The organism is Nocardia sp. NPDC005978, assembly GCF_040614455.1.
Classification (GTDB): domain Bacteria; phylum Actinomycetota; class Actinomycetes; order Mycobacteriales; family Mycobacteriaceae; genus Nocardia.
Map to the genome: position 1 here is coordinate 1 of NZ_JBEXUS010000034.1, position 20,536 is coordinate 20,536.

Below are 20,536 nucleotides of genomic sequence, written 5' to 3' on the forward strand. Positions count from 1 at the left end.
GCGCCGATCGCGGAGTCGGCGCCGGGCGCGACGCGCACCAGGGCCTGTGCGAATTCGATCGGGCCGGGCCGGATCCCGGCGGCGTGGAACAGGCGCAGGCGCTCGAGCAACTCGGCGGCATCGAGCTGTCCGTTGTCGTAGGTCGGGGTGGCGAGCGCGCACGGCGGCAGCGGCGCTTTCGACAGGACGAGCTCGGCCCATTCGGCCATGCGCTCACCCAGCACGGTGGCTCGCCGGTCCAGCGCCGGGCGGTACCCGATGATGCCGAGCGCGATGGCCGCCGTGGTCAGCGGCCCCCACGGCTGCTGACCCCACCAGTTGCGCTGCCGCGCTGCGGATTCGATGGCCCGCACGGTGCTCAGATCGTGGTCCAGCGCCGGGCGCAGGGCGGCGTCCAGGCCCGCGGGGTCCGCGTGCGCGAAGCGCACCAGGCCGTCGAAGAACCGCTCTCCGCCGCGTGGGTCGCCGCCCGATCGGGCCGATAGCCAGCGGTAGATGTCCGCCAGATCACCAGGGGTGGAGGGGATTTCACTCAGCGGTGCGGGCGCGAGCGGTGGCGGCAGTTCGAAGGGCTCCTCGATCTCCGGCTCCGGCGCGACAGCCAGATCCATCCGGGTCTCGTCGTCCGCCTCGGGCAGATAGCGGGTCACCAGCTTCTCGGCACGGGCGCGCAGGGTGGCGTCCTCGATCGTGGCGGCCAACTCCGCCCACAGACGCACCGCCGCGGAAATGTGCTCGGGTTCGGCGCGCACGATGCGCTCCAGCCAGCTCAGCTGGGCGCGAACAAGTTTCTTCTCCGGCCGCGCGAACACCGCGTCCGAGAGAGCGACCGCGTCGGCCGCGGAGTAGCTGCCCGCCTCGTGCAGGGCGATGAGCACACCCTGCGCGTGTCCGGCCACGGTCGAATGACTCTCGGCGAGCAGCCGCGCGTAGGTCTCGGCGCGGACGGCGCATTCGGCGGGTTCGGCGCGCAGGGCGACGAGAACGTTCAGCCTGCTCGTCGTGTCTGAGGCTCGCCCATCGGCGCGCAGCAGCGCGTTCAGGGTGCAGGTGTGCAGTTCCTCGCGGTCGACGACGCCCGCGCGGGACAGCTCGTTCAGCGCGTGCGGCCACGAACCGTGCTGGACATCCGGGTCATTGAAGAGATTCAGGCCGTTGACCTCGACCAGCCGGCGCGCCAGGGCGGGCAGGAAGGGGTCGGCGCGCAACTGCTCACGCAGGTTCACCCCGATCGGCAGCTGATGCTCGTGCCACCGCGGCGACAACCGCACCGTTGCCCCGTCCCGGCGGCCGGCCCAGGCCTGGACGAAGGCATCGTCGGTGGGCACCGGCGCGTCCGAGGTCCGCACCAGGTGCACGATGAGCGGGAAGTACGGCAGACCCTGCCACCTTTCGGCGCGACCGGCGGCGAGCTTGGCCGCGAGTTCGGCGCGCCAGGCATCGTCGCGCTCTCCGGCTTCGAGGCAGGCGAGCAGCGATTCGGGACGGGTGTCGATCTGCCGGGTGACACCGGCCGAGAGCCACTGGGCCACGGCCGTGGGGGTGGACAGGCAGCCCAGCCCCCACAGCTGCACCGCCGCATGGGGTTTCGAGTAGGACTCCCACCAGCCGCGGCGCGGCAGCGCGGAACGCGCGGTCTTCAGCGCGGGCGCCAGTGCTCGGCGCTCGGCGACGGACATGGACGCGACGAGGTCGGCGATTCGGGAGGGACGCGTGTTCGTCAGCTGCTTCGCGTCGAGGATCTTGGTCATGAATACCCTTGGGAAAAAATAGGTTCGGTGATCAGAGCGCGGCGGTAGCGCCGTTGCGGGCGATGCGCACGGCCAGCGCGTGCCGGCAGGGGCCGCGCCCGCCGCCGGTTCCGGCCCACCAGTCGCAGGTGCACTGGAACGCGCCGTTCGCGGCCAGGCGGACGCGGTGCACGAAGCTCCCGGAGACGACGTCGGCCATCTCGCCCGGTTCGAGTCGCACCGCGCCCGCCGCGACCAGCTCGCGGGCGGCCTTCAGCCGCGGGTTGTGCCGTTCGACTCGCCCTGTGGCATAGGGCAGTTCACGATGGTAGTGCGCGGCTTCGGCGAGGTCGTAGCCGATGCGGCCGTCGACCCCCAGCCGCGTCAACGCCGATCGGACCCGCTCGACCGCGAGTCCGGACTGTGCCGCGAGCAGGCCGAGGTCGATACGCGGATCCCAGGCCAGCAGCACCGACAGCAGCTCGGCGTCCGATTCGGTCTCGGCATCGGCCAGGGCGTTCAATACCGTGCCCTCACCGGAGAATCCGCGCCCGGTCTCGGGTGAGAGGGTGAGCGTGAGCCGCGTTCCAGGCAGGCCGATCTCCCACGCCGAGGCCAGCAATCCGCTGCCCGGGGCGGCCGGCGGGCCGTACAGTCGCAGCGAATCCGCCTGGCGCAGCACCCGATGCAGCGCGGCCAGCCGCTGCGGACCCGGCAGGCATACCGTCCCCGCGGCCGGGCGCGAGGTGAGCCGCAGCCTGCCCCCGGCCGCCGCCACCCACTGCCCGCCCCGCGCGGCGTTGCCGCCCGAGCGCGGCAGCGACCGCAGGAAGCGCACCGCCTCGGCGGCGGAGACCTCCGCGCGCAGCTCGAATCCCGCCGCTATCACCTGGGTTTCGGCGAAGCCGCGCAGCCAGCGGTCCGGCAGCGGCACCTTCTTCTCAACCACCCGGTCGCCCAGGGTGGCCACGGCCAGTTCCTGCGGGCCGACGGTGAGATGCAGCGGATCGCCCGCGGTGACGCCGTTGAGCGCGTCGCGCAGCGGGGTGTTCACATCCACATTCGTTGTCCCGTGGCCGATCTCGCCGTCCAGGCCGGAGTCCAGCACGTCGAGCCGCGCGTGCACCCCGCAGCACGCCGAGAACGATTCGAACCGCAACCGGTCGCCGTTGCCGGTCACCACCGGGTCCAGCAGGCCCGAGCCCGTCCGGCGCGGGTCGTAATACCGAGCCGCGGCCACGTCGGCGACCGCGAGCAGGCCCGCCGCCGCTACCGCCGGATCCTTCAGAAACCCTTGGAAGAACGTGGGATTGGCGACGTCGCCGCCGGGGGTGCGCCCCCCGCTGGTCTGCAGGCCGAGCAGGTCGCGCCCACCCGAACGATCGAGGCCCGACGGCCGGAGGTAGGTGAGCGAATGCGTCGCTGTCGAACTCATGCGACGCACGGTAGAGCGGGGTACCGACAGCGAACGCGGATCAGGCCGCGGGTGCCGCGGCCACCCCCCGCACGGCGTTCGACCGCCGGCGCGCCGCGCCGATCCGCTTGCCTATCACGCCCTGTCGCGGCGCGAACAGGTAGACGAGCGTGAAGACCGCGCCCTGCACGACCACGATCATCGCGCCGGACGCCGTGTCCAGGTGGTAGCTCAGGTACAGGCCGGTCACCGCGCACACGGCCGAGACCGTCGGCGCGATCAGCAGCATGCGGCCGAAGCGATCGGTGAGCAGGTAGGCCGTGGCCCCGGGAATGATGAGCATGGCGACCACCAGGATCACCCCGACCGCCTGCAGCGCCAATACCGCCGTGAGCGCGAGCAATCCGAGCAGCGCGGTGCCGATCAGCTTGGGGTGCAGGCCGATCGCGTGCGCGTGAGTGGGGTCGAAGGCGTAGAGCGTGAAGTCGCGGCGCTTCAGGTACAGCGCGGCCAGCACGATGACGGCCAGCACCGCGACCTGGATCAGCTCCGCGCGGCTCACGCCCAGCAGATTGCCGAAGATGATGTGGTTCAGATCGGTTTGGCTGGGCGTCACCGAGATCAGCACCAGACCCGAGGCGAACAGGGTGGAGAACACGATGCCGATGGCGGCGTCCTCCTTGACCCGGCTGGTGCTGCGCACCACGCCGATCAGGGCGACGGCCAGGAAGCCGAAGATGACCGCGCCGACGGCGAAGGGCGCGCCCACGATGTAGGCCAGCACCACCCCGGGCAGCACGGCGTGCGAGACCGCGTCACCCATGAGCGACCAGCCGATCAGCACCAGCCAGCAGGACAGCATGCCGCACACCACGGCGGTGATCACGCTGGTCAGCAGCGCGCGGGTCATGAACTCGTAACCCAGTGGGTCCAGCAGCATCTCGGACAGGCTCATCTCAGCCCGCCTTCGGCAGCGCGTCGCGGACCGGCAGGTCCCGGTCCGGCACGTCGCGGTCGAGCACATCCATGCCGAAGGCCAGCGCCAGGTTCTCCGGGCGCAGCACCTCGCGCGGATCGCCGTGCGCCAGCACCCGCCGATTGAGCAGGATGGCCTCGTCGGCGAGACCGGGCAGCGCGTGCAGATCGTGGGTGGAGATGAGCACGGTGACCCCGTCCGCGGCGAGTTCGCGCAGCAGGGTCGTGATGGTCGCCTCGGACCGCTTGTCGACCCCGGCGAAGGGCTCGTCCAGCAGCAGCACCGTTGCGCCCTGGGCGATTCCACGCGCGACGAAGGCGCGTTTGCGCTGCCCGCCGGACAGCTGGCCGATCTGCCTGCCCGCCAGGTCCGTCAGTTCGACCCGCTCCAGCGCGTGCGCGACGGCCTCCCGGTCCGCGCGCCGGGGTCTGCGGGTGAAGCCCATGTGGCCGTAGCGGCCGGTCATCACCACGTCGCCGACCGAGAGCGGGAAGCTCCAGTCCACGTCCTCGCTCTGCGGAACATAGCCCAGGACACCGGATTTGCGCGCGGCCGCCGGGGCGGCGCCGTTGATCAGCACCGTGCCGCGGTCGGGGCGGACGAGTCCCATGATGGATTTGAAGAGCGTCGACTTGCCCGAGCCGTTCATGCCGACGAGTCCGCAGATCCGGCCGCTGCCCACGGCGACGGTGACGCCGTCCAGGGCGAGCAGGTCGCCGTAGTGCACGCTGACGTCCGCGACGTCGATCGCCGCGCTCATGACGCGCGTCCGGTCAGCGCGGTGGTGATGGTGGCGGCGTCGTGCCGGATGAGATCGAGGTAGGTGGGCACGGGACCGTCACTCTCCGAGAGGGAATCGACGTACAGGGTGCCGCCGAACCTGGCGCCGGTCGCCTCGACCACCCGCCGCATGGGCGCGTCGGAGACGGTGGATTCGCAGAACACCGCGGGCACCTTGTTGGCGCGCACGAAATCGATGGCCGAGGTGATTTGCTGCGGGGTCGCCTGCTGCTCGGCGTTGACCGCCCAGATGTACTTCTCGGTCAGCCCGGCGTCGCGGGCGAGATAGGAGAACGCGCCTTCGCAGGTGACCAGCGCCCGCTCGTTCGCGGGCAATCCGGACAGCGTGCCGACCAGATCGGTATGCACCTGCTGCAGCTTCGCCTTGTAGGCGTCGCCGTTGGCGCGGAAGTCCGCGGCATGCGCGGGCGCGAGCTGCTCGAACGCGCGAACCATGTTGTCCACGTAGATCTGCACGTTCAGCGGCGACATCCACGCGTGCGGGTTCGGCTTGCCCCGGTAGGCGTCCTCCCCGATCGCGATCGGGGAGACCCCGTCGGTGACGACCACGTGCTCGACCTTCGCGTCGGTGACGAACTGGGAGAACCACGCTTCCAGGTTCAGCCCGTTGTCGATGATCAGATCGGCCTTGGCCGCCTTGCGGATATCCCCCGGCGTCGGCTCGTACCCGTGAATCTCGGCCCCCACCTTGGTGATCGACTCGACCGCCAGGTGCTCCCCCGCCACATTGCGCGCGATATCGGCCAGGACTGTGAACGTGGTGAGCACCGTCGGCTTGCCGTCACGATCCGATTCGCCGCCGCACGCGGTGAGCGCGAGCAGCAGCGCGCACACACCGCCGATCGATGTCAGCGCGCGCAGCGGCACACGCCCGGACCGCCGAATCCAAACCTTCATCACCTGAATATAAAGTTCGGTTCCCCGAACTTTCAAGACCGGGCGTTCGAATAACAGCTGGATCACAGTCTCGGCATACCCGCCCGACCGGGTGTTTCCTGCTCGTCCAGCCAATCGGGACCCCGATATCCGAGTGGGTTGCTGATTATTAGCTCTGGCATTGAACCGCAGCCCCCGAAAACCTCCGGGAATCAGCATTCAACGGACCTACCGTCGGTCATCCGGATGCGAGAATTCGGCACGCGCCGAATCGGACCGCGCCGGGCAAACACCGCGCGACCACCCGATGTCCGGGATGTGACGTGCGCCGCAGGAGCTATCCGCAGGCGATTTCTGAGGTTAGCCTATCCTCGCTTGAGGCTGGCTCGTTGTCCTGTCGGTTCCGGCGCGGAAGCCGGGCAAGGCCGGGGCGAGCGTGCGCGGAGCCGGCGGGACGAGTGAACCATGTCGTTCGTTGGCGCGTCGTTCGCGGCGCCGGCTGAGGAGAACTCGTGTGATTGGACTGTACGACCCGGAGCAGGAGAAGAGCAGTTGCGGCGTCGGGTTCCTGACCCGCAAGGACGGCGTCCAGACACACGAGATCATTCACAAGCTGCACGAAGCGCTGTGCGCCGTGCCGCACCGCGGGGGCATGTCCTCCGAGGGCGTCGGTGACGGCGCGGGCGTGAATCTCGATCTGTCCCTGCGGTTCTTCGCCGAGCTCACGGGACGGGCAGACCTGCGACTCGGGGAGTTCGGGGTGGGGAACTTCTTCCTGCCCGCCGAGCCGGAGCGCGCCGCCGAGGCCGAGGCCGTCATCGAGAACGCGCTGCGCGCGCAGGGATTCGAGATCCTGCTGACCCGCGACGTGCCCACCGACGACAGCGCCGTCCGCCCGGCCGCGGTTCGCTATCAGCTACCGGTGCGGCAGTGGGTCTTTCGGGCCGACTCCGACCGGCGCATCCACGACGCGCTCATGGCGATCGAGGCCGTGGCCTACACCCGCCCGGAACTGCGCGGGCTGTACCCGCTCTCGCTCAGCGCCCGCACCCAGGTGCTCAAGGGCAGGCTCAACTCGCACGAGGTGGTGCCCTACTTCCGGGATCTGAACGATCCGCGGATGCAGGTGCACTCGCTGTTCTTCCATACGCGGTTCTCCACCAACACCGCGCCCGATTCCACGATGGCGCAACCGTTCCGGTTCATGGCGCACAATGGCGAGCTCAACACCGACAAGAAGAACCGGCTCTCGGAGAACGCGCTCGCCCGCGCCCGCAGCCGCGCCATCGTGCGCCCGGCGGGCCAGTCCGACAGCTGCCGCCTGGATCAGACCCTGCAGAACCGGGTCATCGAGGACGACCTCGACCTGGTGACCGCGGTGGTGGCCATGATGCCGCCCGCCTGGGAGAACGACACCACGCTCTCGCCCCGGGTCACCGCCATGCTGGAGTACTTCAGCCTCTACGAGGAGAAGAACGACGGCCCGGCGGCGCTGGTCTTCGGTGACGGCGTGATCATCGGCGCCCGCCTGGACCGGCTCGGCCTGCGCCCGCTGCGCACCGTCGAGACCACCGACTACCTGGGCGTCATGTCCGAGGCCGGGCAGGTGTACTTCCCGCCCGAGCAGGTGCTGGTGCGCGGGCGCATCGAGGCCGGCGGCATGCTGTTCTTCGATCACGCGGCCGGGCGCGCGTACGGCACGACGGCGGCCCTGGAGATGCTGGCGGCCCGCCACGACTACCCGGCCCTGCTGACCGCCGCCCGGGTGAACATCGCCGACCTGCCGCCCGTCCCGCCCGAGAACCAGAGCGCCCCCGCGCGATACGACGGCGACCTCACCCGCCCACAGCGCTACGTCGCCTACTCGCTCAATCAGGAGAGCTTCAAGTTCCTGATGGATCCCATGCTGGCCACCGGCCAGGAGAAGATCTCGGCGATGGGCTACGGCGCGGCCATCAACGCGCTCTCGGACCAGGAAGGCGGTGTGGCCAAGTACTTCTCGCAGCGCTTCGCGCAGGTCACCAATCCGCCGCTGGACAGTATTCGGGAAGCCGACGGCATGACCCTGCGGGTCGCGCTGGGCGCGAAGCCCAACAGCGGCGCGCAGGCGGCCCCGCAGATCGTGGTCCGCTCCCCCATCCTCAACCACCGGGACATGCTCAAGATCCGTGAGCAGGGCGATACGCCGGTGCGGCGCTTCGGCATGCGCTACCGCGCCGATCTCACCGATCCCGCCGCCAATGCCGCGGCCCTGGTGCGCGCGGTCGACGAACTCTGCGAACAGGTACAGGAATTCGCCCGTGAGACCGGCGGCATCGCGATCATCACCGACCGCCACGTGTCGGCCGAACGCGCCGCGCTGCCGCTCATCCTGGTGGTCTCGGCCATCAACCAGCGGCTCATCGAAGAGGGTCTGCGCCTGCGGGTTTCGGTGATCGCCGAGAGCGGGCAGCTGTGTTCCTCGCACCACGTCGCCGCGGTGCTCGGGTTCGGGGCGTCCGCGGTGTACGCGCTGTCGGTGCAGATGCGCGCCGAGGAGAAGTACGGCGACGACGCCGACAGCGCCTTCGCCCGGTTCGCCAAGGCGGCCGAGAAGTCGCTCATGAAGACCATGGGCCGGGTGGGACTGTGCACCGCCGAGAGCTACATCGGCGGCGAGTTCTTCGAGCCCAACTACCTCGACACCGCGGATCCGGTGCTGCGCAGGTACTTCCCGAACGTGGTGTCGCCGGTGGCGGGCGTCGGATTCGCGACTTTGGCCGCGGCGGTGGCGGATTGGCACGCCCGTGCCCGCACGGTGCGCGGCGAGCAGGACATCCCGCTGCTCGGGTTGTTCAAGGAGCGCGCGGAGGGGGCCGGGCACTCCTACGGCACCACCGCGGTGCGCGGTTTCGTCGACATGACCGAGGAGGCCATCTCCTTCGACGACACCGCACGCCCGCACAATCCGGCGATGGCCGACCCCGCTCACCTGCGGCTGCTGCCGCTGAACCAGCTCGAGGGCGCGTTCGGGCTCGACGACAATGCCTACCGCAACACCAGTTTCGACGAGCTCACCCCGCGCGCCATCGACAGCTTCGACATCACGGCGGGCTATCGCAATTTCGTGCGGGCCATGAACGCCGAGCGCACGCGGCGGCCCGCCGCGCTGCGCGACGTGCTCGCCCTGCCCGCGGATGTGAACTTCGTGCACACCGCCGACGAATTCCGCAGCGAGATGGGGCAATTCGCGCGCTCGGGCAACAATTCGTTCCTGGTTCGCGGACTGACCCGCGAGCAGCAGGGTGATGTGTTCACCCTGCGGCTGGCCCACACCCCGCACCGGCTCGCGGCCCTGGCACAGTCGCTGCGCGCCCGGTTCGGCGCGGACATCGCCGAGGCGGAGGTCAGCGCCGAGCACCTGCGCGTGCGTGCCACCGGGGCAGCGGCGGCCTATCTCGCGGCGGTGGACACCGCCCCCGCCTCGATTCCGCTAGCCACGGTCCAGCCCGCCAGCGAGATCACCGCCACCCTGGCCTCGGGCGCGATGAGTCATGGCGCGCTGGTCGCGCCCGCGCACGAAGCGGTAGCGCACGGCACCAATATGGTGGGCGGACTGTCTAATTGCGGTGAGGGCGGCGAACACATCACCCGCTACGGCACCATTCGCGGCTCGCGCATCAAGCAGTTCGCCTCCGGGCGCTTCGGGGTGTGGGCGGGCTATCTCGCCGATCCGATGCTGCGCGAACTCGAGATCAAGATCGGGCAGGGCGCGAAACCCGGTGAGGGCGGCCAGTTGCCGGCGCCGAAGGTGACCGTCGAGATCGCGGCCGCGCGCGGCGGAACCCCCGGCGTAGAGCTGGTGTCCCCGCCGCCGCACCACGACACCTACTCGATCGAGGATCTGGCCCAGCTCATTCACGACTGCAAGGCCGCCCGGGTGCGGGTGATCGTGAAGCTGGTGTCCTCGGAGGGCATCGGCACCATCGCGGTCGGGGTCGCCAAGGCCGGGGCCGACGTCATCAATGTCGCGGGCAACACCGGCGGCACCGGCGCGGCCGCGGTCACCAGCCTGAAGTACGCGGGCCGCTCCGCGGAGATCGGCGTCGCCGAGGTGCATCAGGCGCTGTGCGCCAACGGTATTCGACAGAAGGTCGTGCTGCGATGTTCGGGCGCGCATCAGACCGCGAGCGACGTGGTCAAATCCGCGCTGCTCGGGGCCGACAGTTTCGAATTCGGGACCACCGCGCTGATGATGCTGCGCTGCGTGATGGCGAAGAACTGCAACATCAAGTGCCCGGCCGGTCTCACCACCAATCCCGAAGTGTTCGAGGGTGATCCGCGCGCGCTGGCGCAGTACCTGCTCAACATCTCGCACGAGGTCCGGGAGATCCTGGCCACCCTGGGCGTGCCCTCGCTGCGGGCGGCGCGCGGGCGCAGCGATCTGCTGCACCTGCTCGACCACCCGTCCTCCATCGGACGCCTGGACCTGCGCCGAATGCTCACCGTGGCAGCGGAATTCGTCGTCGAGAACCCGATCTACATGGAGAAGGACTACGCGATCGACGACTCCTTCCTCGCGGCGCTGAGCCTGGACGGTGCGGTGCTGCCGCCGGTCGCGCTCACCAACCGGAACAAGGGCGTCGGCGGTCAGCTCGCCATCGACATCGAGCGCATGCTCAACCACGGCGACGCCGACGGCGCGGCGGTCGTGACCGACGACCGCGGCCGGCGACATCTGCAGCCCGGCAGCGTGGAGATCACCACCACCGGCTCGGCCGGCCAGAGCTACGGGCTGTTCTGCAACGACGGAATCAGCCTGACCCACATCGGAACCTGCAACGACGGCGTGGGCAAGAGCGCCTGCGGCGGCGTGATCACCGTGCGGTCGCCGGGCGGCGGGTCCACCGCGCCCGGGGGCAGCGTGCTCATCGGCAACTTCGCGCTGTTCGGGGCATCGGGCGGACGGCTGTTCGTCGACGGCGAAGCCGGTGACCGGTTCGCGGTGCGCAACTCCGGGGCCTCGGCGGTCGTGGAGGGCGTCGGCGAATTCCTGTGCGAGTACATGACCAACGGCGCGGTCCTCAATATCGGCGGCTTCGGCAAGGGCGTCGGGAACGGCATGAGCGGCGGCTTCCTCTACCAGTACGACCCCGAAGGCGCGCTGGGCGCGAAGGTCAGCGCGGATTCGGTGCTGGTGCTGCCGATCACGGACGCGCCGTTCCACGAGCAGGCCGCGCGCACGCTGCTGGAATGGCATGTCGAGGCGACCGGGTCCGAGCGCGGCGCGGCGCTGCTCGCGGACTGGGAGGGCACCCGCGCGCACCTGGTGTACGCCATGCCGCGCGCACTGCTGCAGTACCAGGACGCCGACGCGATTCTGGCCGCCAAGACCCGCAGGGAGCTGCTGGACGAACTCGCCGCCGCGCTGTCCGGGCATCAGGTGCGCAAGTTCAAGCTGTCCTACCGCGAGTCCCGCACGGTGCTCGGCGGTGCGGTGCCCGGATACGGCGACACCGATACCGAGGAGATGTACGCGCTGCTCAACACCTACACGGTGCTGAACATGGCGCAGCAGCTGGCGATGTCACGGCTGCCGGAGGTGAGCGCGGTACAGGATCCGCGCATCGGGGCCGCGGTGCGCAATCTGGTGCTCACCGAGGACTTCTTCCTCATCCAGAAGTTGCAGAAGTACGCCCGCGAGGCCATCGACGGGTTCAGCGACGAGGACCTGGCGGTCATGGTCGCGGACAAACGACTCACCGACTACAAGCGGGCGCTGAGCGAACGCAATGTGCGCTCGATGGACAGTCCCGGCACCTACGGCTGGATCCTGTTCCAGAGCGCCAAGAACATCGACCGCATCGGCCGCCTGCCCTCCTTCGAGGAACTGTTCGCGCACAAGTCGATTCCGGTCGTCGCGCTGTCCGGTCCTTCCCTGCAGACCACCTGAAGAGCGAGTACATGAAGATCGCCTACATTCCCGAGGACGCGCCGTTCAACGAGGACCAGCGCGCCTGGCTCGCCGGCTTCCTGGCCGGCCTGCACTCCCGGCTCGCCATGGCCCCGGCCGCCGCCCCGGCGAGCACCGAAACCGGTGCGCCGCGACCGTCGCTGCGCATCCTGTACGGCAGCCAGACCGGCAACGCCGAAGGGCTCGCGGCCGATACCGCGGCCGCGGCCACCGCGCAGGGGTTCGACGCGCGGGTCAGCGGGCTAGACGACATCAAGCTCGACGAGCTGGTCGGATTCAAGTACGTGCTGGTCATCACCTCCACCTACGGTGAGGGCGAGATGCCGGACAATGCCGAATTGTTCTGGGAAGCACTGTCTTCGGAGACAGCGCCGCGTCTGGAAGGGCTCGCCTACGGCGTGCTCGCGCTCGGCGACACCGGCTACGACGGCTACTGCCAGGCGGGCAAGCTCATCGACACCAGGCTGGAACAGCTCGGGGCGCATCGGGTCGTGGGGCGGACCGACTGCGACATCGATTACGAGACACCGGCGGCCGAGTGGGTGCGCGGCGCGGTCGCCACGCTGGTGACCCTGGCCGGGGCGGGCGGCACGCCCGGGACGCCGCCGCCCAGCACCCTCGCGCGGTCCGGGTGGACGCGCAAGAATCCGTACGTGGCGCAGCTGCCGGTGAACCGGATGCTGTCGGGGCCCCGGTCCGGCAAGGAGATTCGGCACGTCGAGTTCGCGCTGGCGGACAGCGGCATCGGGTACGAGGCGGGTGACGCGCTGGCGGTTTTCCCGGAGAACAACCCCGAGCTGGTGGCGGCCATCGCGGACCACTTCCGGGTGTCGCCGGACACCGTCGTGGACGGCGAGCCGCTGAGCGTGCTGCTCGGCGGTCGCTACGAGATCAGCACGCCCGCCAAGGATCTGCTCAGCGAGGTGGAGAGCCGCGCGGAGAACGAGGAGCTCTCGCACGTGCTGCGCGGCGGGGTCAAGGACGTGCTCGATCGCTGGCTCTACGGCAAGGACATCCTCGACATCCTGCGGATCGGGGGTGACGTGCTGGCGCTGGAGGAGTTCATCGGACTGCTCAAACCGCTGCAGCACCGGGCATATTCGATCTCCTCGAGTTCGCTGGCGCATCCCGAGCGCATTCACCTGACCGTGGCGGGGGTGCGGTATCAGCACGCGGGGCGCGATCGCGGCGGCGTGTGCTCGACCTATCTCGCCGATCGGTGCGGGGACGCACGCATCTTCCTGCAGCCCAACAAGTCCTTCCGGGTGCCGAGTTCGGACGACGCGCCGATGATCATGGTCGGTCCCGGGACCGGGATCGCGCCGTTCCGGGCGTTCCTGCAGGAGCGGGAACAGCGCGGTGCGGGCGGGCGCAATTGGCTGTTCTTCGGGGACCAGCATCGCGAGCACGATTACATCTACGCCGAGGAGCTGACGGCCTGGCACGGGTCGGGGCTGCTGGACCGGCTGGACCTGGCGTTCTCGCGGGATCAGGCCGACAAGATCTACGTGCAGTCCCGGATGCGCGAACACGGTGCGGACCTGTTCGCGTGGCTGGAGGAGGGCGGGCACTTCTACGTGTGCGGCGACGCCACCCGCATGGCCAAGGACGTGGACCGGGCGCTGCACGAGATCGTGGGTGAGCACGGCGGATTCGACGCCGAGACCGCCGCGGACTACGTCAACACCCTCAAGCGCGAGAAGCGGTACGTCCGCGATGTGTACTGACGGCCACCGCTGCGAACACTGCCCCGCCCGCCGGGTGGCCGGCGGGGCGCGGGTTGTCGCCCAGGCACTGCCCGCCCTCGGGATGGTGGTCACCGCGACCGCGAACGCCGCGGCCCTGCTCAGCCACACCGGCGAGTATCTGCCGCCCGCGTTTCCGGGCGAGGCGCTGTCCTGCGGCGCAGACCGGATCGCGCTGCGCCTGCACCCGGGCCGGATCACCGACATCCACCTCACCCCCCGCGCCCTGACCCTGGCCGACGCGTCGGGCACCCACCGCGCCTACTTCACCCCGCGGTCCGATCCGATGCTCATCGAGGCGATCGCGCTGGCTCCCGCCGCGCCGCCGGAGCCCGAGACGCCGCTGCGCTGGTCCGAGCTGGATTGGCGGGACACCGACCAGATCACCCACCTGGACGCCCTGACCACCGAGCGCTACCACGTGCTGCCGTTCACCGGCGCGCGCCGCGTGGAGCCGCGCGTGCTCCCGCACCTGCTGACCCATCTGGCCGACCTGTCACTGCCCTTCACCGTCGCCGTCCCCGGCGGCGGCTGCCTGCAACTGCATCGCGACCGCGCCGCCCTGGTCGAACACGAACCCGATCACGTGTCGGTGGTGTTCGGCGCCGCCCGCTACGCGGTAAGCCCCCTGCACATCCGCGAGTGCTGGCTGACCCACTCGCACGGCCCCACCGGCGTCACCTCCGCCCTCGAGCTCTACGACCACGACAACCGCTGCGTGACGGTCCTGACCCAGACCGGCTCGATCTGCCCCCACCTGCACGGCGCGTGGGAAGCGATCGCGGCGTCACTCCCCGATCCGGGCGCGTGAGGGCGCGGCGGATCAGCTGTCAGGATTCGGCGGATAAGCCGACCCGGCGGAAATAGCAGGCCGGACAGCGGGCGCGGGGCCGCGCCGGCCGAATCGAGATGGTTCGCCGCGGCGATCGGGGGATGGGGTGGGGCGGGGGCGGATATGGTGGGGGCGAACCTAACTCGGTGCGAGGGGGACGGCGTGGAGCAGGGGCGGGCCAGCCGGACGGCGTTGTCGATCGCTTTGATCCGGGCCGCGCATCGGGTGGATTCGGGAGCGCGGATTTTCGATGATCCATTGGCGGCGGCCATCTGCGGGGTGCCGGACGGGGAAGTGGGCGCCGCGCGGGAGAATTGGATCCCGGACGTGTTGCATCCGTGGATCCTGGTCCGGTTCCGGGTGGCCGAGGACGCGATCGAGGCGGCCGTCGCGGCGGGGGTTCGGCAGCTGGTGATCCTGGCGGCGGGGCTGGACACCTTCGGGTACCGGAACCCGTATGCGGGGCTGCGGGTGTTCGAGGTGGACCATCCCGATACGCAGGAGTGGAAGCGAGAACGATTGCGGGCCGCGGGGATCGGCGTGCCGGAGTCGGTCGCGTTCGTGGCCGCGGATTTCGAGGGGGACGACCTGGGAGACGCGCTCGGGGCGGAGGGGTTCGACCGGACGGCGCCGGCGATCTTCGTCTGCCTCGGGGTGGTGATGTATCTGAGCAGGGCGGCCACGCTGCGGCTGTTCGCCTTCGCGGCGGGGCTCGACGCGCACGCCGAACTCGTCGTCGACTACAACGATCCGGCCGCCACCCGATCCGCCGAACGACGCGCGATGGGGGCGGACGTGCTGACCAGGGTTGCCGATCAGGGCGAGCCGTGGCAGACGTTCTTCGCACCCGCCGAGCTGGCCCGCGAACTCGAAAAACTGGGTTTCGACGGCATAGTCGACACCTCGGTGCCGGAAACCCTGTCCCGCTACGGATTCGACCCGGACCCGAAGTACGACGTGTTCGCCGGGCGCATCGCGCACGCCGTCCGGCGGTAGCGCCGCCCGCGGACCGAGGAGCCGAGCAAAGACCGGAAGCCGACCGCGGTCACGGACCTGGAACACGCGAATGCCCCGGGTTTCGAATGGTTTTCGAACCCGGGGCACGCGGGTGGTCGTCCCGGCCGATCGTCTATCGGACCGGATCGATCAGCAGCTGGTCGGCACCGGATCGTTGCGGAAGCGCGCTTCCACGTAGTTCCACGCGTCCACGAAACCCGCTACGGCCGTGGTCATGTGCTCCGCGATGTCGAACGGCCGGAAGTCGACCGGCGCACCCGCCTTGCAGTAACGATCCGCCACCTCGGCCACCGGGCCGAACGAGGTCAGGGTGTCGAAACGGCCCTGCCACAGGTAGGTCGGCGCGGTGGGCACGCCCGGGTAGTGACGCAAACTGTTCTCGCGCAGCACCGCCCGCGCTTCCTGGCTGTCCATCAGGGACTTCGACGCCGCCAGCTGCTCGGCGTTGCGGAAGGCGCCGTGGAACAGCAGGAACCGGCGGCACGCGTCGTGGGTGAACTCCCGGAACCACAGACCCTCGGGGTTGAGCTGGTCCGAGACCGGAAGCCGGTCCGGGTACTCGCGCTCGAGGCCCATCGCCGCGGCGAAGGCCAGGCCGAAGCCGGGGTGCGGTGCGAAACCGAGTGCGAGCGCCATCTCCTCGAGGTCGGCGGGGACGCCGCCGGCCACGACCGCGGCGATCTTCAACTCGGGTGCGTAGGTGGGCGCCAGCGCGGCCGCCCACGCGGAAGCCATTCCGCCGCCGGAGTATCCGGCGATGGCCACCGGCGACGAGCCGAGGCCGAGTTCGGTCGCCTTCTGCACGGCCCGGACGCTGTCCAGCGTCATCATGCCGCTGAGCTTGGCCGCACCGTAGGCGGAGGTGGGACCGAGGTAGTCGGGCAGCGAGACCGCCCAGCCCCGGCCGATCGGCAGCATGGCGCCGGGCGCGTCCTGCAGTTCGCCGTTGAACAGCGACCGCGACGGATTGCACTGCGTGCCCAGGGAATTGATCAGCGCCTGGTACGACACCAGCGGCGGATTCGCCACCCCGGCGGGCAACAGCACGGTGGTGACGCCCATGACGGGGCCGCCGAGCGAGTTGGTGGAACGGAAGGCGACCTGCCAGCCCTCGGTGCCGACGTACGGACCGGTGTCGATCTTGCGGGTCCGAACGACGTCGCCGGGCTTCAAATTTCCCAGGTCGGCGGGCTGAGCGTAGAAGGCATCGGGATCGGGGGTCGGGTACAGCGGGGCGGCTTGCGCGGGCGCGCTCACCACTCCCAGGGAAGCGACCGCACTCAACATCAGGACCGCGGCCCTGAAGGCAACTCTGAACAAGACTTTCCTCGTATGGTCAGCCGCCATCGAACGCTGATTCCTCGGCCCCGACACCTCGAACTCAGTGCGTCGTACGGACCGGCACTTCTGAACTGTGAATCACACCGACTATTGCGTGCCCTGCGTCTACAGCACGAATCGAAAATGTGAATCTGTCAGTTTCACAATCTAGCTCAAGATCGTTTGGTCGGCTGCACAACGACTGTTGGGGCTTGCGCCGGGCTCCAGCACCATCGCGTCCCGCTCGGCGAGTTCCGCATCGTCGGAGGTGTCCTTCAGCTCCACTCCCGACCGCCCGATCCGGCGCGCACCCTCGATCAGACCGCAGGCTACCCGCGCGGCCCGCGCGTAGCCGAGCCCCTCCGGCGGATGGATATTGGAGATGCAGTTGCGCTCGGAATCGGCGCGGCCGGGCCGGGGCAGGTGGGTGAGGTAGATGCCGAGACTGTCCGCGACCGACAGCCCGGGACGTTCGCCGATGAGCACCAGCAGCGTTCGCACCCCGAGGGCGTGCCCGATGTGGTCGCCCAGCGCCACCCGGGCCTGGGTGGCGATGACCGGCGGCGCGAGGGTGTAGCGGTCACCCAGCTCCGCGGCGAGCGCCAGCAGCATGGGCGCGCCGTGATCGGTGAGGGCACGCGGGGACAGGCCGTCCGCGAGGACGACGCCCACGTCCGCGCCTGTCGACTCGATTCCCGAAAGCTTTTCTCCGGTAGCGCTTTCCGCGGGCAGACGACCCAGATCCGGCCTGCGCAGGTACTGCGAGCGGTCGACGGCCCGGCTGGCGACGTGCACCGGCTCCCCGAGTCCGAGCGCGCGCACCCGCGCCATCAGGCCCGGCACGTCGAGCGGGTTGTGCACGGCGTCGCGGGCGGCGGCGTGTGCGGCCCGGAATTTCAGCACCTCCGCGGTCGGCAGCGCGTCGCCCGCCCGGCCGAGCCCGATGCGGGCCTGCGTGCTGCGTCGCAGGCCGTCCCAGAATGCTTGGGCGGCAACCGATTCCACTCCCGGCGCGGGTCTCGTCTCGCTCATCCCGCGATGGCCAGCGTGTGCAGGGGCGAGGAAAGCGGCTCGATCGGCAGCACCCGGCCGTTCGAGTCCAGCATCCCGAGCCGCTCCAGCCAGGCCGCGAACTCCGGAGCGGGTTTGAGCCCCAATACTTTTCGAGCGTAGAGGGCGTCGTGATACGCCAGGCTCTGGTAGCCGAGCATGACGTCGTCCGCACCCGGCACCGCGATGACGAACGCGCACCCGGCCGCACCCAGCAGGGTGAGCAGGGTGTCCATATCGTCCTGGTCGGCTTCGGCGTGATTGGTGTAGCAGACGTCCACGCCCATGGGCAGGCCCAGCAGCTTGCCGCAGAAGTGATCCTCGAGCCCCGCGCGAATGATCTGCTTGCCGTCGTACAGATATTCGGGACCGATGAACCCGACAACGGTATTGACCAGCAACGGATCCAGGTCCCGGGCCACGGCGTAGGCCCGCGCCTCGAGGGTCTGCTGATCCACCGGACGGCCGCCGACGCCCAGGTGCGCACCGGCCGAAAGCGCCGAGCCCTGACCGGTTTCCAAGTACATGACGTTGTCGCCGACGGTTCCGCGGCGCAATGACCGTCCCGCCTCGTTGGCTTCGCGCAGCAGCGAGATGTTCACGCCGAAGCCCGAATTCGCGCCCTCGGTGCCCGCGACGGATTGGAAGACCAGGTCCACCGGCGCACCGGCCTCGATCAATCCCAGGGTCGTGGTGACGTGGGAGAGCACGCAGGACTGGGTGGGAATGTCGAAGCGGCGGCGCACCTCGTCGAGCAGGTGCAGCAGATCCGCCGTGGCCCTGGGTGAATCGGTGGCCGGATTGATGCCGATCACCGCGTCGCCGCAGCCGAGCAACAGCCCGTCCAGCACCGCCGCGGCGATGCCGCGCGGATCGTCGGTGGGATGGTTGGGCTGGAGCCGGGTGGCCAGGGTGCCGGGCAACCCGACGGTGGTGCGGAATCCGGCCCGCACCTCCACGGCCTTGGCGACGGCGATCAGATCCTGATTGCGCATGAGTTTGCTGACCGCGGCGACCATTTCGGGGGTGAGCCCGGGCGCGACCGCGGCCAGGGTCGCGGCCGCGCCCGAGGCGGCGGCCACGTGCAGCAACCAGTCCCGCAGGCCGCCCACCGTGAGGTGGGAGACGGCCTGGAAGGCCCGGCGATCATGGGTGTCGATGATGAGCCGGGTGACCTCGTCGGTTTCGTACGGCACCACCGGATCGTTCAGGAAAGCGGGCAGCGGCACCTCCGCCAGCGCCCATTGCGCGGCCGCGCGTTCGGCATCCGATCCCGCGGCGCAGCCGGCGAGTTCGTCGCCGCTGCGCCGGGGTGTGGCCTTGGCCAGCAGGTCGACCAGACCGTCGAAGGTATAGGAGGCGCCGCCGATCATCTGGTGGTAGCGCGTCATTCGAGCTCCTGTTCGGCGCGCGCCAGCACGGCGAACTCCTCGTCGGGTGAGTTGGCGACCAGGCGGTGCCGGCTGTACAGGCCGAAATAGAGCAGGAAGGCGCAGAAGGCGGCCAGGGTCCAGCCGGCCGCGACCGGGTCGACCAGGAAGGTCGCCACCACCGACACGCACGCCACGATCAGCGCGAAACCGGTGGTCGCGACGCCGCCGGGGGTGCGGTACGGCCGGCGCATGCCCGGCTCGCGCACCCGGAGCACGATGTGGCTCACCATCATGAGCACGTAGCTCAGGGCGGCGCCGAAGACCGCCATGTTCAACAGCATCGCGCCCTCGCCGGTCAGCGACAGGCCGAAGCCGATGACGCCCGGCACGATGAGCGCGAGCATCGGCGCCTTGCGCCGGTTGGTCACCGACAGCGACTTGGGCAGGTATCCGGCTCGCGAGAGCGCGAAGGTCTGCCGCGAGTACGCGTAGACGATGGAGAAGAAGCTCGCGACCAGACCGGCCAGCCCGATGTAGTTGACCGCGGTGGCCGCTCCGCTGTCACCCAGCGCCTCGACCAGGGGGTTGCCGGAGGTCGAAAGCTTCTCCGCGCCAAGGGCTCCCGTGGACAGCAGCAGCACCGCGCCGCCGGTCACCAGCAGCACCAGCATCGCCGCGATAATGCCCTTCGGCACGTTCTTCTCCGGCTCGCGCGCCTCCTCGGCGGCCAGCGGCACGCCCTCCACGGCGAGGAAGAACCAGATGGCGAAGGGAATGGCGGCCCAGACCCCGAACGCACCGAACGGCAGGAACGAGGAACTGCCCAGCGCGTCGGGATCGGCCGGGATATCGGTGAGATTGGCGATCTCGAACTCCCCCCAGGCCGCGACAGCGAAGATCACCAGACCGGCCAGCGCCACCACGGTGATGGCGCACATGACCTTGAGCGCCTCCCCCGCACCGGCGAGATGGATGCCGATGAACAGCACGTACACCGCCAGGTACACCCACCACCCGTCGGTGATCCCGAACAGGTTCAGCGATTCGACGTAGCCGCCGATGAAGGTGGCGATGGCGGCGGGCGCGATGGCGTACTCGATGAGAATGGCCGCGCCCGTGGCGAATCCGCCCCACGGTCCCAGCGCCCGCCGCGCGAAGGTGTATCCGCCGCCCGCCGCGGGCAGTGCGGCCGACAGCTCCGCCATCCCCAGCACCATGGCCAGATACATCCCCGCGATGAGGACGGTGGCGATCAACAGCCCCCCGAACCCGCCCTGTGCGAGTCCGAAGTTCCACCCCGAGTAGTCCCCCGAGATCACGTAACTGACCCCGAGCCCCGCGAGCAGCACCCACCCCGCGGACCCCTTCCGCAGCGTTCTCTTGGCCAGATAGTCGTCGGAGGCGGCTTCGCCGATGAGGTCGGTCCGGGTCGCAGCAGTCATAGAGAGA

13 protein-coding genes are annotated in these 20,536 nt (G+C 69.8%); 4 read left to right on the top strand and 9 right to left on the bottom strand.

Going from position 1 to position 20,536, the window contains the following annotated elements:
• From ABZ319_RS17525 to ABZ319_RS17545, 5 genes are all read right to left on the bottom strand, one after another.
• Window positions 1-1,751: DUF6493 family protein (locus tag ABZ319_RS17525; protein WP_354987451.1), on the bottom strand; the 1,751-nt coding region annotated here is incomplete at its 3' end.
• A gap of 31 nt (window positions 1,752-1,782) precedes the next feature.
• Window positions 1,783-3,165 carry an SWIM zinc finger family protein gene (locus ABZ319_RS17530; protein WP_354987452.1) on the bottom strand — a complete coding sequence of 461 codons (1,383 nt, stop codon included), beginning with the start codon at window positions 3,163-3,165 and terminating at the stop codon, window positions 1,783-1,785.
• A gap of 40 nt (window positions 3,166-3,205) precedes the next feature.
• Window positions 3,206-4,099 (bottom strand): metal ABC transporter permease, encoded by an 894-nt coding sequence (locus tag ABZ319_RS17535; RefSeq protein WP_354987453.1) that lies wholly within the window; start codon window positions 4,097-4,099, stop codon window positions 3,206-3,208.
• Window position 4,100: 1 nt separating this feature from the next.
• The gene (locus ABZ319_RS17540) at window positions 4,101-4,880 is read right to left on the bottom strand and encodes a metal ABC transporter ATP-binding protein (RefSeq protein ID WP_354987454.1); all 780 of its coding nucleotides are present in this window, start codon (window positions 4,878-4,880) and stop codon (window positions 4,101-4,103) included.
• Window positions 4,877-5,818: a metal ABC transporter substrate-binding protein gene (locus ABZ319_RS17545; protein WP_354987455.1), complete on the bottom strand. Its 942-nt coding sequence runs from the start codon at window positions 5,816-5,818 to the stop codon at window positions 4,877-4,879. The genes ABZ319_RS17540 and ABZ319_RS17545 overlap by 4 nt, the downstream gene beginning before the upstream one ends.
• 493 nt (window positions 5,819-6,311) lie before the next feature.
• Here ABZ319_RS17545 and ABZ319_RS17550 point away from each other — a divergent pair, with 493 nt between their 5' ends.
• From ABZ319_RS17550 to ABZ319_RS17565, 4 genes are all read left to right on the top strand, one after another.
• Window positions 6,312-11,729 (top strand): glutamate synthase-related protein, encoded by a 5,418-nt coding sequence (locus ABZ319_RS17550; RefSeq protein WP_354987456.1) that lies wholly within the window; start codon window positions 6,312-6,314, stop codon window positions 11,727-11,729.
• An 11-nt stretch (window positions 11,730-11,740) separates the two neighbouring features.
• Complete coding sequence (locus tag ABZ319_RS17555; protein ID WP_354987457.1) at window positions 11,741-13,477, top strand: sulfite reductase flavoprotein subunit alpha; 1,737 nt, start codon at window positions 11,741-11,743, stop codon at window positions 13,475-13,477.
• Window positions 13,467-14,306, top strand: coding sequence for a hypothetical protein (locus ABZ319_RS17560; RefSeq protein WP_354987458.1), 840 nt, complete (start codon window positions 13,467-13,469; stop codon window positions 14,304-14,306). Before ABZ319_RS17555 ends, ABZ319_RS17560 begins: the two co-directional genes overlap by 11 nt.
• 183 nt (window positions 14,307-14,489) lie before the next feature.
• Window positions 14,490-15,323 (top strand): class I SAM-dependent methyltransferase, encoded by an 834-nt coding sequence (locus ABZ319_RS17565; RefSeq protein WP_354987459.1) that lies wholly within the window; start codon window positions 14,490-14,492, stop codon window positions 15,321-15,323.
• 150 nt (window positions 15,324-15,473) lie between these two features.
• Here the strand turns inward: ABZ319_RS17565 and ABZ319_RS17570 are convergent, their stop codons facing one another.
• From ABZ319_RS17570 to eat, 4 genes are all read right to left on the bottom strand, one after another.
• Window positions 15,474-16,631 carry a lipase family protein gene (locus ABZ319_RS17570; protein ID WP_354987504.1) on the bottom strand — a complete coding sequence of 386 codons (1,158 nt, stop codon included), beginning with the start codon at window positions 16,629-16,631 and terminating at the stop codon, window positions 15,474-15,476.
• Window positions 16,632-16,832: 201 nt separating this feature from the next.
• Complete coding sequence (gene eutC / locus ABZ319_RS17575) at window positions 16,833-17,696, bottom strand: ethanolamine ammonia-lyase subunit EutC (protein WP_354987460.1); 864 nt, start codon at window positions 17,694-17,696, stop codon at window positions 16,833-16,835.
• Window positions 17,693-19,105, bottom strand: coding sequence for an ethanolamine ammonia-lyase subunit EutB (locus tag ABZ319_RS17580; protein ID WP_354987461.1), 1,413 nt, complete (start codon window positions 19,103-19,105; stop codon window positions 17,693-17,695). The genes eutC and ABZ319_RS17580 overlap by 4 nt, the downstream gene beginning before the upstream one ends.
• On the bottom strand, window positions 19,102-20,529 hold the full coding sequence (eat, locus tag ABZ319_RS17585) for an ethanolamine permease (RefSeq protein WP_354987462.1): 1,428 nt from the start codon (window positions 20,527-20,529) through the stop codon (window positions 19,102-19,104). Before eat ends, ABZ319_RS17580 begins: the two co-directional genes overlap by 4 nt.
• Between the last annotated feature and the right edge of the window lie 7 nt (window positions 20,530-20,536).